This window comes from Micromonospora sp. WMMD998, assembly GCF_029581235.1.
Classification (GTDB): domain Bacteria; phylum Actinomycetota; class Actinomycetes; order Mycobacteriales; family Micromonosporaceae; genus Micromonospora.
In genome coordinates this window covers 177383-194798 of sequence record NZ_CP120740.1, presented here as the reverse complement: position 1 = coordinate 194798, position 17416 = coordinate 177383, and the positions used below count along the sequence as shown (strand labels likewise).

21 protein-coding genes are annotated in these 17416 nt (G+C 72.5%); 11 read left to right on the top strand and 10 right to left on the bottom strand.

The annotated features are described in order from the left end of the window. Positions 1 to 143: 143 nt before the first annotated feature. The 3 genes from O7619_RS00955 to O7619_RS00945 are packed head-to-tail and all read left to right on the top strand — an operon-like array spanning position 144 to position 1605. A complete protein-coding gene (locus tag O7619_RS00955) occupies positions 144 to 533 on the top strand; it encodes a hypothetical protein (RefSeq protein ID WP_282285075.1) in 390 nt (129 codons plus the stop codon). Continuing rightward, positions 530 to 781, top strand: a complete 252-nt coding sequence (locus O7619_RS00950; RefSeq protein ID WP_282285073.1) for a flavin reductase — start codon at positions 530 to 532, stop codon at positions 779 to 781. Before O7619_RS00955 ends, O7619_RS00950 begins: the two co-directional genes overlap by 4 nt. Continuing rightward, positions 778 to 1605 carry an NUDIX domain-containing protein gene (locus tag O7619_RS00945; RefSeq protein WP_282285072.1) on the top strand — a complete coding sequence of 276 codons (828 nt, stop codon included), beginning with the start codon at positions 778 to 780 and terminating at the stop codon, positions 1603 to 1605. The genes O7619_RS00950 and O7619_RS00945 overlap by 4 nt, the downstream gene beginning before the upstream one ends. A gap of 111 nt (positions 1606 to 1716) precedes the next feature. Here the strand turns inward: O7619_RS00945 and pstB are convergent, their stop codons facing one another. The 7 genes from pstB to O7619_RS00910 form a co-directional block, all read right to left on the bottom strand. After that, positions 1717 to 2493, bottom strand: a complete 777-nt coding sequence (pstB, locus tag O7619_RS00940) for a phosphate ABC transporter ATP-binding protein PstB (protein ID WP_107160589.1) — start codon at positions 2491 to 2493, stop codon at positions 1717 to 1719. Positions 2494 to 2513: 20 nt separating this feature from the next. After that, on the bottom strand, positions 2514 to 3602 hold the full coding sequence (gene pstA / locus O7619_RS00935; RefSeq protein ID WP_282285071.1) for a phosphate ABC transporter permease PstA: 1089 nt from the start codon (positions 3600 to 3602) through the stop codon (positions 2514 to 2516). Continuing rightward, positions 3599 to 4735, bottom strand: a complete 1137-nt coding sequence (gene pstC / locus O7619_RS00930) for a phosphate ABC transporter permease subunit PstC (RefSeq protein ID WP_282285070.1) — start codon at positions 4733 to 4735, stop codon at positions 3599 to 3601. Before pstC ends, pstA begins: the two co-directional genes overlap by 4 nt. A 41-nt stretch (positions 4736 to 4776) precedes the next feature. Continuing rightward, entirely contained in the window at positions 4777 to 5874 is a 1098-nt protein-coding gene (gene pstS, locus O7619_RS00925; protein ID WP_282285069.1) for a phosphate ABC transporter substrate-binding protein PstS, read from the bottom strand. Positions 5875 to 6121: 247 nt separating this feature from the next. Continuing rightward, positions 6122 to 7078, bottom strand: a complete 957-nt coding sequence (gene mshD, locus O7619_RS00920; protein ID WP_282285068.1) for a mycothiol synthase — start codon at positions 7076 to 7078, stop codon at positions 6122 to 6124. 67 nt (positions 7079 to 7145) lie between these two features. After that, positions 7146 to 8000 carry a polysaccharide deacetylase family protein gene (locus O7619_RS00915; RefSeq protein ID WP_282285067.1) on the bottom strand — a complete coding sequence of 285 codons (855 nt, stop codon included), beginning with the start codon at positions 7998 to 8000 and terminating at the stop codon, positions 7146 to 7148. A 153-nt stretch (positions 8001 to 8153) separates the two neighbouring features. Then, positions 8154 to 8873, bottom strand: coding sequence for a response regulator transcription factor (locus O7619_RS00910; RefSeq protein ID WP_281586426.1), 720 nt, complete (start codon positions 8871 to 8873; stop codon positions 8154 to 8156). Positions 8874 to 9118: 245 nt separating this feature from the next. On the opposite strand from O7619_RS00910, the gene O7619_RS00905 reads away from it, so the two are divergent. The 6 genes from O7619_RS00905 (at position 9119) to O7619_RS00885 (ending at position 13778) form a co-directional block, all read left to right on the top strand. Next, complete coding sequence (locus tag O7619_RS00905) at positions 9119 to 10168, top strand: hypothetical protein (protein WP_282285066.1); 1050 nt, start codon at positions 9119 to 9121, stop codon at positions 10166 to 10168. 83 nt (positions 10169 to 10251) lie between these two features. Then, positions 10252 to 11034: a DUF2993 domain-containing protein gene (locus O7619_RS00900; RefSeq protein ID WP_282285065.1), complete on the top strand. Its 783-nt coding sequence runs from the start codon at positions 10252 to 10254 to the stop codon at positions 11032 to 11034. 103 nt (positions 11035 to 11137) lie between these two features. Further along, entirely contained in the window at positions 11138 to 11215 is a 78-nt protein-coding gene (locus O7619_RS30120; protein ID WP_348774384.1) for an Ms5788A family Cys-rich leader peptide, read from the top strand. A 194-nt stretch (positions 11216 to 11409) separates the two neighbouring features. Beyond that, the gene (locus tag O7619_RS00895; RefSeq protein ID WP_282285064.1) at positions 11410 to 12258 is read left to right on the top strand and encodes a sulfurtransferase; all 849 of its coding nucleotides are present in this window, start codon (positions 11410 to 11412) and stop codon (positions 12256 to 12258) included. A 2-nt stretch (positions 12259 to 12260) separates the two neighbouring features. After that, positions 12261 to 12596, top strand: coding sequence for a DUF1416 domain-containing protein (locus tag O7619_RS00890; protein ID WP_282285063.1), 336 nt, complete (start codon positions 12261 to 12263; stop codon positions 12594 to 12596). 330 nt (positions 12597 to 12926) lie between these two features. Beyond that, entirely contained in the window at positions 12927 to 13778 is an 852-nt protein-coding gene (locus O7619_RS00885) for a hypothetical protein (RefSeq protein WP_282285062.1), read from the top strand. A 10-nt stretch (positions 13779 to 13788) separates the two neighbouring features. Here O7619_RS00885 and O7619_RS00880 read toward each other — a convergent pair whose 3' ends face one another. The 3 genes from O7619_RS00880 to O7619_RS00870 all read right to left on the bottom strand — a co-directional run bounded on the left by O7619_RS00880 (position 13789) and on the right by O7619_RS00870 (position 16674). Beyond that, a complete protein-coding gene (locus tag O7619_RS00880) occupies positions 13789 to 15843 on the bottom strand; it encodes a glycogen debranching N-terminal domain-containing protein (RefSeq protein ID WP_282285061.1) in 2055 nt (684 codons plus the stop codon). Beyond that, a complete protein-coding gene (locus O7619_RS00875; protein WP_282285060.1) occupies positions 15840 to 16223 on the bottom strand; it encodes an SCP2 sterol-binding domain-containing protein in 384 nt (127 codons plus the stop codon). The genes O7619_RS00880 and O7619_RS00875 overlap by 4 nt, the downstream gene beginning before the upstream one ends. A 76-nt stretch (positions 16224 to 16299) precedes the next feature. Next, the gene (locus O7619_RS00870) at positions 16300 to 16674 is read right to left on the bottom strand and encodes a DsrE family protein (protein ID WP_282285058.1); all 375 of its coding nucleotides are present in this window, start codon (positions 16672 to 16674) and stop codon (positions 16300 to 16302) included. Positions 16675 to 16686: 12 nt separating this feature from the next. Here O7619_RS00870 and mtfM point away from each other — a divergent pair, with 12 nt between their 5' ends. Both mtfM and O7619_RS00860 read left to right on the top strand, forming a co-directional pair. Continuing rightward, the gene (mtfM, locus tag O7619_RS00865; protein ID WP_281586437.1) at positions 16687 to 16791 is read left to right on the top strand and encodes a small membrane protein MtfM; all 105 of its coding nucleotides are present in this window, start codon (positions 16687 to 16689) and stop codon (positions 16789 to 16791) included. A gap of 3 nt (positions 16792 to 16794) precedes the next feature. Then, positions 16795 to 17382 carry an FABP family protein gene (locus O7619_RS00860; protein WP_282285057.1) on the top strand — a complete coding sequence of 196 codons (588 nt, stop codon included), beginning with the start codon at positions 16795 to 16797 and terminating at the stop codon, positions 17380 to 17382. Positions 17383 to 17416 lie beyond the last annotated feature (34 nt).

Genomic DNA, 17416 nt, shown 5'->3' with positions numbered 1-17416 from the left:
GAGTAACGGCGACAGCAGCAGAGTGTCACCAGGTGGCGTGGCTGGTGGAGGCGGAGCCCGGCGGTCGCGTCGCACGCGGGGGCCGCCGCCATGGTCGAGCGCCGGTGGCGGCCCCTTCCTGGTCGCTCAACGAGGGGAGTGCCATGCCCGACGAGAAGCCCACACCGCCGACCAGCGCTGCGAAGGCGGTGCACCACCTCGACCCGGATCGCCGGACCAACGTCGCGCCGGAATCGCGCTGGTCTCCGCGTACCCCCTCGGGGTGGCCTTCGGCGCACGTGGCGGACGGTCCGGCGTGGATCTGCGCGCGATGCGGCCACGACTGGCCGTGCCCGACGCTGCGGGCCGCGCCGACGGACGTCGCCCGCCGGGCGACCTTGATCCCGGAGTTTGCGCGTCTCACCCGGCGGGCCATCCGCGACCTGCGTGGCCGGGCCGACGGCCCGACGCCGCCCGAGATCGTCAAGCGCTTCCTGTGGTTCATGTCGTTGAGCGACGACGAGGCCCGGGCCGTCGCGTTGCGGCTGCGGTGAGCCGGCCGCACGTCGCCGGGCGTCCGACCTGGCGCTGCGACGCCTGCGACCGTCCGTGGCCCTGCGAGGCCGCCCGCCGGGCGCTGCTTGTCGAGTATTGCGACGACCGGGCGGCGCTCGCGATCTACCTGGCCACCCTCCTGGTCGAGGCCACCGGGCACCTCACCGACGCGGCCCGTTGGGACCGGTTCCTCGGCTGGATCCGGCCCGGCCGGGTCGCCCGGCCGGGAACTAGGCTCGGGCCATGACGATCGACGGCTTCGCCGCGCCCCCCGCCCTGGTGGAGCACGCCCGCCGGTTCCACGCCGAGGGTGGCGTGCCCGCGGTGCCCCGGGTCGCCGCCACCGTGCTGCTGCTCCGCCCGGCCGGCGACGGCTTCGAGGTCTATCTGATCCGGCGGGTGGCCGCGATGACGTTCGGCGGCATGTACGCCTTTCCCGGCGGCGGGGTGGACCGGTCCGACTCGGAGGCGCACCTCGGGTGGGCCGGACCGGAGCCGGCGGCCTGGGGCGAGCGGTTCCGGCTCGACCCGGCGGACGCGCAGGCCGTGGTCTGCGCCGCCGCCCGCGAGGTCTTCGAGGAGGCGGGCGTGCTGCTGGCCGGCCCGGACCCCGCGACCGTGGTCGGCGACGTGAGCGGCGACGACTGGGAGGCGGCCCGGCAGGACCTGGTCGGCCGGCGTACCGGCTTCGCCGACCTGCTGGCCGGGCGCGGCCTCACGCTCCGGTCCGACCTGCTGCTGCCGTGGACCCGGTGGATCACGCCGGAGTTCGAGCCGCGCCGCTTCGACACGTACTTCTTCGTCGCCCTGCTGCCCGAGGGGCAGCGGACCCGGGACGTGTCCGGCGAGGCCGACCTCACGCTGTGGTTGCGCCCGGCGGACGCCCTGGCCCGGGCGAGGGCGGGGGAGCTGACCATGCTGCCGCCGACCATGGTCACGCTCGCCGAGGTCGCCGCCGCCGGCGACCTCGCGGCCGTGGCCCGTGCGGCGGCGGACCGAGACCCGGGTACGCCGATCGTGCCCCGCATCGAGGACCTGGAGGGGGCGTCGCCGCGCTTCGTGCTCCGCTGAGCAGCGTTGCGCGCGGGCGGGGTTGCGCGCGGCGGCGTTGCGCCGGGCGGCGTTGTTAAGCGGGGCCCCTTCCTATGCAGAATGCGTTAATAGGGGCCCCCTCCTAACACCTCAGCCGAAGCGGCCGGTGATGTAGTCCTCGGTCTTCTTCTGGGTGGGGTTGCTGAAGATCTTCTGGGTGTTGTCGTACTCGATCAGGCGGCCCGGGTCGCCGGTCTTCTCGATCGAGAAGAACGCGGTGCGGTCGGACACCCGCGCGGCCTGCTGCATGTTGTGCGTGACGATGATGATGGTGAACTTGTCCTTGAGCTGGAACATCAGGTCCTCGATGGCCAGCGTGGAGATCGGGTCCAGCGCCGAGCACGGCTCGTCCATCAGCACCACCTGCGGCTCGACCGCGATGGTGCGGGCGATGCAGAGCCGCTGCTGCTGACCGCCGGAGAGGCCCGCGCCGGGCTTGCCGAGCCGGTCCTTCACCTCGTCCCAGAGGTTCGCCGAGCGCAGCGCCTTCTCGGCCGCCTCCTCCAGGATCGACTTGCGCCGGACGCCGTTGAGCCGCAGCCCGGCCACCACGTTGTCGAAGATGCTCATGGTGGGGAACGGGTTCGGCCGCTGGAAGACCATGCCGATCATCCGGCGGACCGCGGTGACGTCCACGTCACGGTCGTAGACGTCCTGCCCGTCGATGGTGAGGTTGCCCTCGACCCGGGCGCCGGGCAGCACCTCGTGCATCCGGTTGATCGACCGCAGGAAGGTCGACTTGCCGCAGCCGGACGGGCCGATCAGGGCGGTCACGGTCTTCGGCTCGACGGTCAGGTTGATGTTCTCAATCGCCTTGAAACCGCCGTAGTAGGCGGTGACGTTGGCGGCTTCGACGCGCTTGGCCATGGTGGCGGTACCTCCGGTGTTCATCGGCCGAGCTGGTTTCGACGGGCCAGCAACTTCGCCGCGACGGTCAGGATGAGGACGAGGGCGACGAGGGTCAGCGCCGCGGTCCACGCCCGTGCCGGCGAGTACTTCGACGCCTCGCCGGCCTGCTGGTAGACGAAGAGGGCGAGCGACGACTGGTTGTTCTCGAACGGGTTGAAGTTGATCGCCGCGCCGCCGCCGGCGACGAGCAGCACCGGCGCGGTCTCGCCGGCGGCCCGCGCGACGGCGAGCATGATGCCGGTGACGATGCCGGGCAGCGCGGTCGGCAGCACGACCCGCAGGATGGTCTTCCACTTCGGTACGCCGAGCGCGTACGCGCCCTCGCGCAGCGGCGCCGGCACGAGCCGGAGCATCTCCTCGGTGGAGCGGACCACGGTGGGCAGCATGAGCACGCTCAACGCGAGCGCGGCGGCGAAGCCGGAGAAACCGGGGCGGCCGTCGTTGAACACCGGCGAGACGATCAGGACCCAGAAGGCGAGCACGAACAGGCCGGTGACGATGGACGGGATGCCGGTCATCACGTCCACGAAGAAGCGGACGGTGAACGCGAACCGGCCCCGGCCGTACTCGACGATGTAGATCGCGCAGAGCACGCCGAGCGGGACGGTGATCAGCGTGGCGATGCCGACCTGCTCCAGCGTGCCGACGATCGCGTGGTAGGCGCCGCCGTTGGCGTCCCGCGCCCCGATGTTGTTCATCGAGGTGCCGAAGAAGTCCGCGTCCAGCCGCTCGGAGCCCTTGCTGACGAGCGTCCAGACCACCGAGGCCAGCGGCAGCACGGCCAGCACGAAGGCGGAGTGGATCAGCGCGCTCCAGATCCGGTTGCGGGCCGAGCGTCGGCCCTCCACCGCGTTCGCCGCGGCGAAGAGACCGGCCAGGTAGAGCAGCACGCCGAGGACCACGACCAGGACCGGGCCGCCGATGCCCGCGCCGTACACGAGGCCCGCGGCGAGCAGCAGCGCCGCGACGGCGATGGCGGGCGCGGCGTACGCGGGGAGTCGCCGGGCCCGCAGCGTGGCCGGCTGGGCCGGCGGGCGGGGACGGTGGGAGGTGAGGGTGGAGGTCATGCCGCGGACTCCGTGAACTCGCGCCGCCGGTAGATGATCGCCCGCGCGGTGATGTTGACGATCAGGGTGATCGCGAAGAGCACCAGGCCGGAGGCGATGAGCGCGCCGCGGCCGGTGTCGTTCGCCTCGGCGAACCGGTTGGCGATGTTGGCGGCGATCGAGTTGCCGCCGGCTTCGAGGATGTTGAACGAGATGGCGTACGTCGAGCCGAGCGTCAGCGCGAGCGCGATGGTCTCGCCGAGCGCCCGGCCCAGGCCCAGCATGACCGCGGCGATGACGCCCGGCCGTCCGTAGGGCAGGACGGCGGTGCGGATCATCTCCCACCGGGTGGCGCCGAGCGCGAGCGCGGCCTCCTCGTTGGCGATCGGGGTCTGCCGGAACACCTCGCGGGAGAGCGAGGTGACGATCGGCAGCACCATGATCGCCAACACCACCGAGCCCAGGAGGATCGAGCTGCCGTACGGCCCCTCGCCGAAGATCGGGATCCAGCCGAAGTACTTGTGCAGCCAGGCGGAGAGATCGGCGACCGGTCCGGCGAAGTAGTCGCGGCCCCAGAGGCCGAAGACCACGCTCGGCACGGCGGCCAGCAGGTCGATCAGGAAGCCGAGGCTGTTGCCGAGGCGGCGCGGGGCGTAGTGGGACAGGTAGAGGGCGATGCCGAGCGCGACAGGCACCGCCAGGAGCAGCGCCAGCAGCGAACTCAGGACCGTGCCGAAGGCGAGCGCGCCGATGCCGAACTTCGGCGGGTTGTCGTTGGGGAACCAGCCCTCGAAGGTCCAGAACGACTCGCTGTTGGCCCGTAGCGCCGGCACGGCCTTGGCGATCAGGAAGATCGCGATGGCCGCGATGATCACCAGCACGGTGGCGCCGGCGGCCAGGGTCAGGGCGCGGAACGCGCGTTCCGCGCCGAACGCGCGGGCCCGGGGCAGGCCGCCGCCACCACCGAGGCTGCCGCCGTCGAGGTCGCCGCCTCCGCCGAGGTTGCCGCCTCCGCCGAGGTCGCCGCCGGAGCGGCCCGGGTTACCGGTGGGCTCGGCCACACGCGCCGAGGCACCGGCGGGCCGCTCGTGGCTCATGGCCACGGGGGTCCCGCCGGTGCCGGCGTGCGCCGAGCGGTGAGGGGTGTCACCCATCTGCTCGCTCGCTTTGCGTTGAGAAGGTGTCGTTCCGGGCGTCAGGAGAGGCTTTCGACCGCGGCCTCGACCTTGGTGCGAACCTCGTCGGGGAGCGGGGCGTAGCCCAGCTCGACCAGCTCCTGCTGGCCCTCGGCGCTGGCGGCGTGACCGAGCAGCCCCTTGATCAGCGGCAGCTTGTCGGCGGCGATGCCCTTGCTGCAGACGATCTCGTAGGTCGCCAGGACGATCGGGTACGCCCCGGCCTCCTTGGTGTTGTAGTCGATCGACATCTTCAGGTCGTTGCCCTGGCCCTCGAACGTGGCCCCGGCGATGGTCTTGCCGGCCGACTCGCCGGTCAGCTCGACGTACTCGCCGGCGCCGTTCTTGATCTTGGCCATCTTCAGGTCCGAGTTCTCGGCGTACGAGAGCTCGACGTAGCTGATGGTGCCGTCAGTGCTCTTGACCTTGCTGGCCACGCCGTCGGACTTCGCCGCGCCGACGCCGCCCGGAGCCTTCCACGCCTTGGAGTTGCTGAAGGTCCAGTCCGACTCGGCGGTCTTGGAGAGGTACTTGGTGAAGTTGTCGGTGGTGCCCGACTCGTCGGAGCGGTGCACCGCCTGGATCGCGGCCGACGGCAGCGTGGCGTCCGGGTTGTCGGCCTTGATCGCCGCGTCATCCCACTTGGTGACCTTGCCGGCGAAGATCTTCGCCAGCGTGGCCGGGCTGAACTGGAGGTTGTCCGCGCCGCTGACGTTGTAGACGACCGCGACCGGGCCGATCACCATCGGCAGGTTGAGGGCCTGGCCCCCGTTGCACCGGGCGTCCGCCTTCGGCTGCTCGTCCTCCTTGAGGGCGGAGTCGGAGCCGGCGAAGTCGGCGGTGCCGGCGATGAACGCCTGGATGCCGGCGCCGGAGCCGCTCGGCTCGTAGTTGATCGTGGTGCCCGCGCACTTCTGCTGGTATGCCTTGATCCACTCGGCCATGGCGTTCTTCTGCGCGGAGGAGCCCTGGGCGTTCAGCGTGCCGGTGGCGCAGTCCGCCGCGGCGGAGCCGGTGGCGCCGGCGGCCGGCTCGTTGTTGTCCGAGCCGCAGGCGCTGAGGCCGAGGACCGCGGTAAGAGCGAGACAGGCGATGGCGCCGTGCCGCTGGAGCTTCACTGAAAGGTTTCCCTTCACGTCTTTGGTCAGGTCGCCCGGGGTGCCGGGGGGCCGGCACTGACCGGCTGACGTGAAAGCTAGAAGTGCCAGATGGACGGTTCGCCGGTCGGAAGTGAACGCGGGATGAACACGTCCGGCCGGTGAGGTGGCCGTACGCTGAGGCGGTTCTGTCCATTTCGTGAACTCGCCGCCGGGCATCGCCTTTAGGGCGATTTTCCCGGGCGACGGGGCGCCCCCGCGCCGGCGCTCAGCCGAGCTGGTAGTTGACGTGCGCGGACCACCTGGCGAAGCCGAGCCGCTCGTAGAGGGCGACCGCCCGGGTGTTGCTCTCGTCGACGTAGAGCATCACCCGGTCCAGCCCGCGCCCGTCGCGCAGGTGGGCCAGGCCGGCGGCGGTGAGCGCCCGGCCGAGCCCGCCCCGGTGCGCGGACGGGTCGACGCCGAGCACGTAGACCTCGCCGATCCGGGCCGACCCGGGCCGCTCGTGCACCTTGGTCCAGTGGAAGCCGAGCAGCCGGCCGGTGGCCGACTCCACCGCCAGCAGGAAACCGGCCGGATCGAACCACGGCTCGGCCATCCGGACGCGCAGGTCGTCGACGGTCCACCGGCCCTGCTCGGGGTGCTCGGCGAACGCGGCGTTGTTGACCGCCAGCCAGGACTCGTCGTCGTCGCCGGGTCGGAACGCCCGCAGCTCGACGCCCTCGGGCAGGCCCGGCTCGGGCAGCGCGGCGGTCAGCGGCCGGCGAAGCTGCCAGAGCACCCGCGCCCGGCTGAAGCCCAGGTCGACCGCGAGCGCGGCGGCCGACGGGTGGTCGCCGTGCGCCCAGGCGCGCAGCGGGCCGGACGCGGCGGCCAGCACGCCCCGGGCCAGCGCCCGGCCGGTGCCCCGCCGCCGGTGCGCCGGGTGCACCACCAGCTCCACCCCGACGCCGTCGGCGGGCGCGGTGGTGTCGAGGTGCGCGTACCCGGTCAGGGCGCCGTCGGCGGCCCGGGCGGTGAGGTGCACCGCCGGCGCTCCGGGGTCGCGCAGCCGCAGCAGCACGTGCTCGTCGAGCGGATCGGCGCCGTCGGCGTCGCCGGCCGCGCGCGCCAGCGCCAGCACGTCGGTGACCTCGGCCGTCGTCAGCCGTTCGGCGGATGCGACCCGGTCGCCCGGGACCGCCGCGTCGGGTCCGGGACCACTCGTCGGTTCGGTGCTGCTCATCCGAGTCACGGTAGCGGCCGGCGGGCCGCCGTTCCCGCCGGAGCGCGACGGCGGCCGGTGGCACTCGTCACTGGATGCCGGTGGGCAGCGGCTCCAGCACGAAGCGGTCGAGCAGCTCGGGCAGCAGCTTCTGCAACGCGGCGACGGTGCCGGAGCGGTCCCCGCCCGCGTCGTGCATGAGCACGATCGCGCCCGGTCCGGTCTGGGTGCGGACCGCCGTCTCGATGACGGTCGCGCCCGGCGCCTTCCAGTCGGACGGGTCGACGCTCCAGTGCAGTGGCGTGAGACCCAGGTCGGTGCAGGCCGACACCACCGGGGCGGTCCAGGCGCCGCCGGGCTGGCGGTAGTACGCGATCCGGGCGTTCGGCGCGGCGGCCAGGATCGCGTCGTTGGTGCGTTGCAGGTCCGCCCGGATCGTCGCCGTGGTGCGTTTGCCGAGGTTGACGTCGTGCTTCCAGGAGTGGTTGCACAGGGTGTGCCCCTCGGCCTCGATCGACCGGACCAGGTCCGGGTAGTTCTCGGCGTTCTCGCCGACGACGCAGAACGTGGCCTTCACGCCGTACTGGGCGAGCAGGGCGAGCACCTGTGGCGTCCACCGGGGGTCGGGGCCGTCGTCGAAGGTCAGCGCGACCCGGGACGAGCCGGTGGTGAGGTGGGCGCCGAAGGGGCCGGTGCCGTCACCGGCGTCGGACATGCCGGGGGCGGCGTCCGGCGCCGCGTCCGGGCTCGGCCGGGCGGCCTCCGGCGCGCCGGCGTCCGGCGGCTGGTCGGCGTAGCGCGTGGTGTCGCCGAAGGCGGCCGTGCCGGCGGTCGTCGGGTGCTGCTCGGGCACCAGGCTGCGGCCCAGCGCGTACGCCGAGGCCAGCAGCCCGATGAGCACCGCGGTCACGACCACCAGCACCCGCGGCGTCGAGCCGGTCATAGGCGGTACCGGCCGTTCGCCGTCCCCGTGGTCAGCGCGCGCACGTGCGTCCCCCTTGATCCTGACAAATTAGGCAGTCAGGATAAGGCGGATTTCTGTGTCAAATAGGACATATGGGGAAAGTGCCCCCGGGGGGGGGTGGTGCGGAACCGGTCAGACCGGCAGCGGGGCGGGCTCCGTCTCCGGCAGCGAACGCGACGGCGGCACGACGAACTTGTAGCCGACCTGACGGACCGTGCCGATCATCGACTCGTACTCCGAGCCGAGCTTGGCGCGTAGCCGTCGGACGTGCACGTCGACCGTGCGGGTGCCGCCGAAGTAGTCGTAGCCCCAGACCTCGCGCAGCAACTGGTCCCGGGTGAACACCCGCCCCGGGTGCTGGGCGAGGAACTTCAGCAGCTCGAACTCCTTGTAGGTGAGGTCGAGCGGCCGGCCCTTCAGCTTGGCGGCGTAGGTGTCCGGGTCGATGTTCAGCTCGCCGGCCCGGATCGAGCCGCCGGCGCCGGCGACCGCGTTGCTCAGCCGGCCGACGGCGAGGCGCAGCCGGGCCTCCACCTCGGCCGGGCCGGCACCGGCGAGGATCACGTCGTCCACGCCCCAGTCGGCGTTCAGCGCGATCAGGCCGGCCTCGGTCACCACCGCGACCAGTGGCACGCCGAGCCCGGTGGCATGCAGCATCCGGCAGGTGGCACGCGCCTCGCTCAACTCGGAGCGGGCGTCCACCAGCACGGCGTCCGGCGTCGGCCCGGAGACCAGCGTGCGGACGTCGCGGGGTGCGGTGCGCACCGAGTGCGGCAGCAGGTCGAGCGCCGGCAGCACCGCCGACGGCTCACCCGCTCGTGCGGTCACGAGCAGCAGGAGCTCCACGATCACCTCCGTCCCGGCGGCCCTACGGCCGCGCGCGACCAGCGGCACGCCCGGGTGGGGCGGCGCTGTGAACTTGCGTGGGTCCCGGCGTCGCTGACGGGCGGGGTAACGGCTTGAGCGTAACCGATGCTCCGGCCGTCACCTTCGCGGCTTTTCCTGTTTGCCCTTTCTGCCCTCGATCGCGGCCAAGGTTTTAACGTTGCCGAAACCGTGACCCCCGCCGGACCGCCCGGGTCTGGCACCATCGGGACGTGTTTCCCTCCACCTCACGCGACGCCGCTCGCGACCCGTGGGCCGACGACCCGTCCGCCGGGCCGTCCGGCCCCGCCCGTGGCTACCCGCCCGCCCCGCGCACCGGGCCGGCCGAGGCGGAGGAGGAACAGCCCGAGCGTAAGGGGCCACGTCGGCTCCGCAAGGGCGGCCAGGGCCGGCGTCCCGACCCCGGGTCGGAGGAGGCGTCCGAGGAGGACATCCCACCGGTCCCCTTCCGGCGTCCGCTGGCGCTGACCGTGGCCGGCTTCGCCGCGCTGCTCGGCGTGGGGTTGGTGCTCGGGGCGCAGACCGCCGGCCCGGGGCACCGGCTGCCCTTCGCGGCCATCGTCTTCGGCGTGCAACTCCTCTACGTGCTCGCCTGGACCATGGCCATGCGACCGCCCGCGCTGCTCGTCGTGGCGCTTGTCAGCGCCGGCACGGCGGCGATCGCCGACGTCGCCGCCGTGCAGTCCGACGTCGCCGGCCTGGCCCCCCTCGGGTACGCCGCGGTCGCCGGCCTCGTGCTCGGCGTGCTGGGCCAGCTCGTCCGCCGGGTGGACCGGGTCCGAGTGACCGACTCGCTCGGCGGCACCCTGCTCATCGTGATCGGGGTGGTCGCGTTCGCCTCGCTGATCGTGCTCAGCCGGATCCCCAAGGGCACCCAGGCGATCACGGTCTGCCTCACCGCCGCCGGGGTGGCCCTGCTGGTGGCGCGGTTGACCGACGCGATCGCGCCGTGGCCGCGGCTCGCCCCGCAAGTGCCCCGGGGCGCCGCCGGAGTGGTGGCGGGCGCCATGATCGGCACGCTCACCAGCGCCGTGCTCGGCAGCTACCTGGTCGGCTTCACCCCGACCAGCGCCGCCCTGGTCGGCGTGGTCGCCGCGGCCACCGCCGTGCTCGCCGACCTGGCCGTGGGATACGCCGAGGCGGGCCGGCTGATGGCCGGCGAGCTGCCGACCATGTGGGTGGCCCGGCACATGCAGGGGCCGCTCGGTGGCTTCGCGCTCGCCGCGCCGGCCGCGTACGCCATGTGCGTGCTCTTCCTCTGACGCGCCCGGTTGGGGAAACCGCGCCTCGGGTAAGTACGGTTGCGCCGCGAGACGCGGTGACCGTGGCGAGGACTGGAGGCGGCGTGGCAGAGGCGTACCCCGCGGAGGGCCGGCCCCGTCGCCGGGGCCGCAAGCTGCTTGTCGGTTTTGTCGTCCTGCTGCTGGTGCTGGCCGGGCTGCTCGTCGTCGCCGACCGGGTGGCCGCCGGGGTGGCCGAGCGGGCGATCGCCGACCAGGTGCGGCAGGAACTCGCCAAGCAGGACGCGCAGTCCGGCGCGCCCAAGGTCGAGATCGGCGGCTTCCCGTTCCTCGACCAGGTGCTGGCCGGGAAGTACGAGCGGATCTCGATCCGGTTGACCGACGTGCGGGGCAACGTGCAGGGCGGCGTGGTCGACGTGCCGCGCCTGGACGTGGACGCCCGCGACGTGACCGCGTCGCTGGACACCATCCGCTCCGGCCGGGGCGACGTGGTGGCCGAGAGCGTCGACGGGCGGGGCACCGTCACCTACGACAGCCTGGCGAAGCTGCTGAACCGGCCCGGCCTGAAGCTGGCCGAGCGGGACGGCAACCTGGCCGTCACCGCCCCGGTGGACATCCTCGGCGTCAAGCTGACCGTCAACGGCACCGCCGACCTGACCGTGAACGACGGCAAGGTGGCCCTGCGCTTCAACGACCTCACCGCCGAGGGGCTGCCGAACGTGGCGCCGGCGCGGACGCTGCTGTCCAACTACGCCAAGAGCATCTCGATCGACGTGCCGCTGCCGGAGCTGCCGTTCCAGCTCAACCTGCGCAAGGTGGAGCCGACGCCGGAGGGCCTGGTGATCGAAGCGGACGCCACGAACGTGCCGATCAACTCGGCCGGCTGAGAGCCGACCCGTCTGATCAACTCCGCCGGCGGACCGGTCCGCACATCTCGCATGCTGGTCGGACCGGTGGCGCTTGCGGGTCCGGCTGGTAGTGTCGCTGCCCATGGGGACCCTCCTCACCAAACGGCGCGCGGTCGACCTGTGTCGCGTGGCCACCTGCCTGTGTCGCCCCGTCCTCTGACGGCGGGGCTGTCTTCGGCCGCCTAGCGGCCACCGGCACCAAGGGTTCGCAGCATCCCCCCGAACGCCCGGCAGCGGCGCCGTCGCACGTACCCGTGATCCGTTTCCAGCCTGGGTCCCGCGCGTGGTGCGACAACCACCGACTTCGATCTCCGCGCGCAGGCTCACCACCCATCCTCACCAGGGAGTGATCTGATGAGTCGCGACACCGCACTCGTCTCGGCCGAGTGGGCCGAGAAGAACCTCGACGCCCCGGGCGTCGTCTTCGTCGAGGTCGACGAGGACACGTCGGCCTACGACACCGGCCACATCGCCGGAGCGATCAAGCTCGACTGGAAGACCGACCTCCAGGACCAGGTCCGCCGCGACTTCGTCAACCAGGAACAGTTCGCGGCGCTGCTCTCCGAGCGGGGCATCGGCAACGACGACACCGTCGTCCTCTACGGCGGCAACAACAACTGGTTCGCCGCGTACGCGTACTGGTACTTCAAGCTCTACGGCCACCGCGACGTCAAGCTGCTCGACGGCGGTCGCAAGAAGTGGGAGCTGGACGCCCGTCCGCTCGTCACCGACGCGGTCCAGCGGCCGGCGACGCAGTACGTCGCGCAGGCGCCGGACACCTCGATCCGCGCGTTCCGCGACGAGGTGGTCGACGCCATCGGCACCAAGAACCTGGTCGACGTGCGCAGCCCCGACGAGTACGCCGGCCGGCTGCTCGCCCCGGCCCACCTCCCGCAGGAGCAGGCGCAGCGGGCCGGCCACGTGCCGACCGCGATCAGCGTGCCGTGGTCCAAGGCGGCGAACGAGGACGGCACGTTCAAGTCCGACGACGAGCTGCGCAAGATCTACGCCGACGCCGGGTTGGACGACGGCCGGGAGACCATCGCCTACTGCCGGATCGGCGAGCGTTCCTCGCACACCTGGTTCGTGCTCCAGGAGCTGCTCGGGCACCAGAACGTGAAGAACTACGACGGATCGTGGACCGAGTACGGCTCGCTCGTCGGCGTGCCGGTGGCGCTCGGCGACGAGCCGGGGGAGGCGTGACCATGGCGACCGCTCCGATCGCTCCGACCGCTGCCGGCTGCGCCGCGCCGGACCAGGCCGCCCCGCTCCCGGCCAGCCTGGACCTGGAGAAGGAAACCGTCATCACCGGGCAGGTGCTCGCCGAGTCCGGTGAGGCCGTGCCGGGCGCGTACGTCCGGCTGCTCGACTCGACCGGCGAGTTCACCGCCGAGGTGGTGACGTCGGGGGCCGGGCAGTTCCGGTTCTTCGCCGCGCCGGGTTCGTGGACGCTGCGGGCGCTCTCCCGGCACGGCAACGGCGACACCGCGGTGACCGCCGCCCGTGGCATCAACGAGGTCACCGTCACCGTCAAGGCGTAAGGCGGGGGCCCCTGTTAACGCCTGCGGTATAGGCGGGGCCCCCGCTTAACACCTCCGCATCGCGTGCGTCGGCTCGGGCCGGCCGCCCCTGGACCGGGGTGGCCGGCCCGAGCCGTCGTGGGCCGCCGGCTCAGGACGTGCAGCCGCCCGGATGGTCCACCCGCCGCACGCAGCGGCGTCGTCCACCGAGGGGCCACCTTCTCGCGAGGGCTCTCGGATTTTGGGATGCGGGTGAATCCTGGTAGCAAAGTGCCCCTGTGGGGGCCGTTTCGTACCAAGATCTTAGAGCCGGAGCGAGGCGGGTCGCGGAGGGGTGACACGATGGATCGCGTGACCGGTGCCGTCCACCCTGGGTACGCCCCGCCGACCCGTCCCGAGCAGCCCGGATCCGGCCGGCGCATGCAGCGCTGGCTGGTGGTTGCCACGGTGGTGTGGGCCGTGCTGCTCGCCGGGCTGGCCTGGTGGTCGGTGCGCACCGATCCGCCCACCGTCAAGGAGCAGCGCTCGCTGGACCAGGCCGGTCCGGTGGTGGACCGGGCGATCGGTGAGCTGAGCGCCGCGGTCGGGGCGGCCGGCGTGCCGGCGCTCCTGCCGGACCGGCTGGACCGCGGCTGCCGGGTGACCCCGCTGGACGCCGGTGCGAGCCTGGAACGCGGCATCGAGGTGGCCACCGCCGACGCGGACACCCGCGACGTGCTGCGCCAGGTGGCCGACCGGCTGCCGTCGCGGTGGCGGGCCGGCGTCTCGTCGTTCGACGGCGAGCCGCTGCTGCGCGCCGACGCCGGCGACTTCGTCGCGGTCGAGGGCCGGTCCGGCGGGCCCGGGCGGATCCTGCTCACCGCCGCCACCGGATGCCGGCCGGTCGGTGACGGCTACCGGGCACCGGCCGCCGACGCCGCCGGCGAGTCCGCCGCCTTGGCCCGCGTGCTGGGCCGCTGGGGCGGCGCGACCGGCGCGGTCCAGGTGCTGGCCGCGCCCTGCCCCGGCGGCGGGACCGCCCGGACCGCCCGGGGCGAGGCCGCCGTGGCGGCGGACCAGCCGCTGGCCGCCGCGTTCGGCGCCGGCGCCGCGCCGGTGGTGGACTCCGCCGACCGGTACGCCCGCCCGGGCGACCCGGCGGTGCTCGCCGAGCGGGTCGACGAGCGGGTACGGGTGGCGGTCACCAGCCCCTGCCCGGCCTGATCCGGCCGGCTCAGTGCCCTCGGGTGGCGTCGTGCGGGGTGCGACTGCGGCCCAGGGCGTCCACCTGCCCCCACCGTCCCGGGATGTCGAGCAGCTCCACCCGGCCCATTCCCGACGGCACGGCCGGGTCGATGATCAGATGCTCGCCCTGCGGCTCCAGCCCCAGCATCACCCGGAGCAGCAGCAGCGGCGTACCGGCGGACCAGGCCTGCGGGCTGCCCGCGGTCGGATAGCGCACCGGATAGTCGGTGAGGCCGCGCTCGTAGCCGGCGAACGCCTCGGGCAGCCGCCCGTTGAAGTAGTTGGACGCGCTCACGATCGCCTCGCAGATCTGGCCGGCCTCGTCGCGGAAGCCGTATTTCCACAGGCCCCAGGCGATGATCGAGTTGTCGAACGGCCACACCGTGCCGACGTGGTAGCCGATCGGGTTGTAGCGGCCCTGGTCGTCGGCGAGCGTGCGTACGCCCCAGCCGGAGAAGAGGCGCGGCCCGAGCAGGTGGGCGACGACCGCCGGGGCCCGGGACTCGTCGACGATGCCGCTCCACAGCAGGTGGCCGATGTTCGAGGTGAGCGCGTCCACCTGCCGCCCCCGCGGGTCCAGGGCCAGCGCGTAATACTCCCGCTCCGGGATCCAGAAGTCGCGGTTGAACCGTTCCTTCAGCGCCGCCGCCTCGCGTTCCAGCCGGTCCGCGTACGCCGGGTCGTGCCAGTGGGTGCGGGCCATCCGGGCGCCGCGCAGCTTGGCGTCGTAGGCGTACCCCTGTAGTTCGCAGGTGGCCCGGGGGAACGGCGGCAGCCGGCCGTCGGCGTAGGAGATGGCGTCGGGGGAGTCCTTCCAGCACTGGTTCGCCAGCCCGGTCTCCGGGTTGCGTGTCATGTACCAGATGTAGCCCGTGCCGAGCAGGTCCCCGTACGTGTCGAGCCAGGCCAGCGCCGCCCGGGTCTCCTGCTCCAGTTGGCGCACGAGCGTCCCGTCTCCGGTCCACCGCTCGTACTCGTCGAGCAGGATGACGAAGAGCGCCGTGGTGTCGGCGGCGCCGTAGTAGGGGGAGTGCGGCTGCTCCTCGAAGCCGGCGGTCTCGCCGTAGCGCAACTCGTGCAGGATCTTGCCGGGCTCCTCGTCCCGGAAGTCGTCGATCCGGGTGCCCTGGAGCCCGGCCAGCATGAGGATGGTCGGCTGGATCAGCTCGGGGAGGAACGGCAGTATCTGGAGCGAGGTGAACATGCTGTCCCGGCCGAACAGGGTCATGAACCAGGGCAGGCCGGCGGCGACCAGCCGGACGCCCAGGGTGATCGACTCGTACCGGAGGGCGGCCAGGTCGGTGAGGCTGCGGCGGTAGGCCCCGGCCAGCGGCTGACAGTCGCAGGAGAGCGTCGGCGCGCGTTCGATCAGCGCGTTCTGCTCGGCCTCGATGTCCGCCACCGTGCGCTGCCCGCCGAGCGGCAGGGTGGCCCGCGCGTCCTCGCCGCGGGCCCCGTAGACCGTGGTGGAGACGTGCAGGCGTGCGGTCCACGCGCCGTGTGGCGCGACGCGGATCCGGAACGTCATCCCGCCCTGGTCGACCTCGACCGGTGCGCTGCTGCTGATCTTCGTTTCCCGGTGGAAACCCTGCCGGCGGTAGGTGAGCCGCAGCCCGTCCTCCTCCACCGTGGGGCTGGTGCTGCCCTTCTTCGCCAACCGTTGCTTGACCTCGAAGAGGTCGGCGAAGTCGGAGGCGATGTCGAGCCGGAGACGGAACTCCCTGTCCTGCACCGAGTGGTTGAGCAGGGTCAGGTCCTCGTCGAAGCTGCTGCCGATCGAGTGGCTGCGGATCACCGAGACATCCGCGTCCAGGTCGTGCGTCGGATCGCCGGGGACCATGAAGAACCGGGTCTTGTACGACAGCGAGTCGTCGATCGAGAGCGCGTGCAGCGGTTGGCCGTCGAGCGAGAGGACCCAGGTGGAGAGGAACCTGGTGTCGTAGGAGAACAGCCCGGTGGGGAATTCGTACGACGGCTCGATGTTGCCGCGCCGGTCGCTGACCAGGAACGTGTTGCCGTCGAGGATGCTCACCCGTTCCTTCACGTCGACCGCCGCACGTGTTCGCGGGCGGCGTCCCTCGGGTCCCGCACGCCGGGCGGGTTGGGCAGGAAGCGGCGTAGTGCCAGGAACAGCACGACCTGCCCGCCGAACGTGGCCTCGTTGCGCAGCACCGTTGCCATGCCGGCCTCCCGGCCGGTGACCAGCCCTTCGAAGAGTTGGGTGGCGGCGGTCAGGATGGCATCCGGCGGGCGCTCCTCCTGCCGGCTGACCCGCGCCGACCCGGGGGCCAGCGTCACGTACCAGTGCTCGGTGCGGTTGCCGTCGGTCAGGTCGATCTGGAGGGTGCCGCCGATCGGGCTGCGCAACACGGCGGGGGCGCGCGCCGGCAACGACGCGAAGAACTGTTCGATCGCCTCACTCACATCAGAATGGTATGCGTATATCCGACATGTCGGGTCAGGATCGACGGACCGGTCAGAATGGACAACCGGCGGAGGCTCAGTAGACCAGGGCCTGCGCGCCCTCGGTCATCGCCTCCTCGACGAAGACCGCCGCCCCGGCGATCCGGATGCCCGGCAGCACGTCGCCCGGGCCGATGTCCCGCCGGGCCGCGCACTGCGTGCAGGCGGTCACCCGGCCCGTGGTCAGGATCACGTGCAGCAGCTCGCCCAGCGGCGCCGAGTGCGGCAGCTCGAACGACTCCGCGCGCCCGGGCAGCGCGAACCAGGTCGACTCGCCGGTCAGCCAGAGCGACACGTCCACCCCGGCCGCGGCTGCGGTGGCGGCGACGGTGAACGCCTGGGCGCACCGCTCCGGGGCGTCCGCTCCGGCGGTGGCCTTGACGACGAGAGTGCGCGTCATGCCGCCCAGCATAGGATGGCCCGGATGGTTACCGAGATCGGGTTCGTCAGCCTGCTGGTCGCCGGCCTGGGCGCGTTCGCCGGTGGCCTGGTCTATGTCGCTGTGCGAATCGCAAGAGGTAAATGGTGACCCATGAGTGAGAATCCGCTTCAGCCGCCGTGGCTGAACGCGCCGCCGGTCGACCCGTACCCCTACGAGGAGAGCCACGACCTGCGTGTCGGCCCGAAGCTGCACCCGAGCCTGGATGGTCTGCTGCCCTACATCGGGGTGTGGCGCGGTCGGGGTCGCGGCGGGTTCCCGACGATCGAGGACTTCGACTTCGCCCAGGAGATCCGGATCAGCCACGACGGCCGCCCGTTCCTGCTCTACGAGTCCCGGGCGTGGATCCTGGACGAGCAGAGCCGCCCGGTCCGTCCGGCCGGTCGCGAGGTGGGCTGGTGGCGTCCGGTGCTCGACGGCGATCGGGTCACCGACGAGATCGAGGCGCTGATGAGCGTGCCGACGGGCGTGATGGAGCTGCACATCGGCAAGCGCCGGGGCACGCAGATCGAGTTCGCCACCGACGCGGTCGTCCGTACCGCCACGGCGAAGGAGGTCACGGCCGGCGCCCGCCTGTTCGGCATCGTCGAGGGCGCCCTGCTGTACGCCCAGGAGATGGCCGCGATGGGCCACCCCCTGAGCCCACACCTGTCCGCCCGCCTGACCCGGGTCGCCGGCTGACCCGACTCCGGTGCGCCCCGGCCCGTCGATCATG

Bases quoted from the DNA above. Each gene is read 5' to 3' on its own strand.
- mshD (WP_282285068.1), bottom strand. From the start codon at position 7,078: ATGAGCAGCACCGAACCGACGAGTGGTCCCGGACCCGACGCGGCGGTC.
- O7619_RS00915 (WP_282285067.1), bottom strand. From the start codon at position 8,000: ATGACCGGCTCGACGCCGCGGGTGCTGGTGGTCGTGACCGCGGTGCTC.
- O7619_RS00945 (WP_282285072.1), top strand. From the start codon at position 778: ATGACGATCGACGGCTTCGCCGCGCCCCCCGCCCTGGTGGAGCACGCC.
- pstB (WP_107160589.1), bottom strand. From the start codon at position 2,493: ATGGCCAAGCGCGTCGAAGCCGCCAACGTCACCGCCTACTACGGCGGT.
- pstC (WP_282285070.1), bottom strand. From the start codon at position 4,735: ATGGGTGACACCCCTCACCGCTCGGCGCACGCCGGCACCGGCGGGACC.
- O7619_RS00860 (WP_282285057.1), top strand. From the start codon at position 16,795: ATGAGTGAGAATCCGCTTCAGCCGCCGTGGCTGAACGCGCCGCCGGTC.
- O7619_RS00890 (WP_282285063.1), top strand. From the start codon at position 12,261: ATGGCGACCGCTCCGATCGCTCCGACCGCTGCCGGCTGCGCCGCGCCG.
- O7619_RS00955 (WP_282285075.1), top strand. From the start codon at position 144: ATGCCCGACGAGAAGCCCACACCGCCGACCAGCGCTGCGAAGGCGGTG.
- O7619_RS30120 (WP_348774384.1), top strand. From the start codon at position 11,138: ATGGGGACCCTCCTCACCAAACGGCGCGCGGTCGACCTGTGTCGCGTG.
- pstA (WP_282285071.1), bottom strand. From the start codon at position 3,602: ATGACCTCCACCCTCACCTCCCACCGTCCCCGCCCGCCGGCCCAGCCG.
- mtfM (WP_281586437.1), top strand. From the start codon at position 16,687: ATGGTTACCGAGATCGGGTTCGTCAGCCTGCTGGTCGCCGGCCTGGGC.
- O7619_RS00895 (WP_282285064.1), top strand. From the start codon at position 11,410: ATGAGTCGCGACACCGCACTCGTCTCGGCCGAGTGGGCCGAGAAGAAC.
- O7619_RS00870 (WP_282285058.1), bottom strand. From the start codon at position 16,674: ATGCTGGGCGGCATGACGCGCACTCTCGTCGTCAAGGCCACCGCCGGA.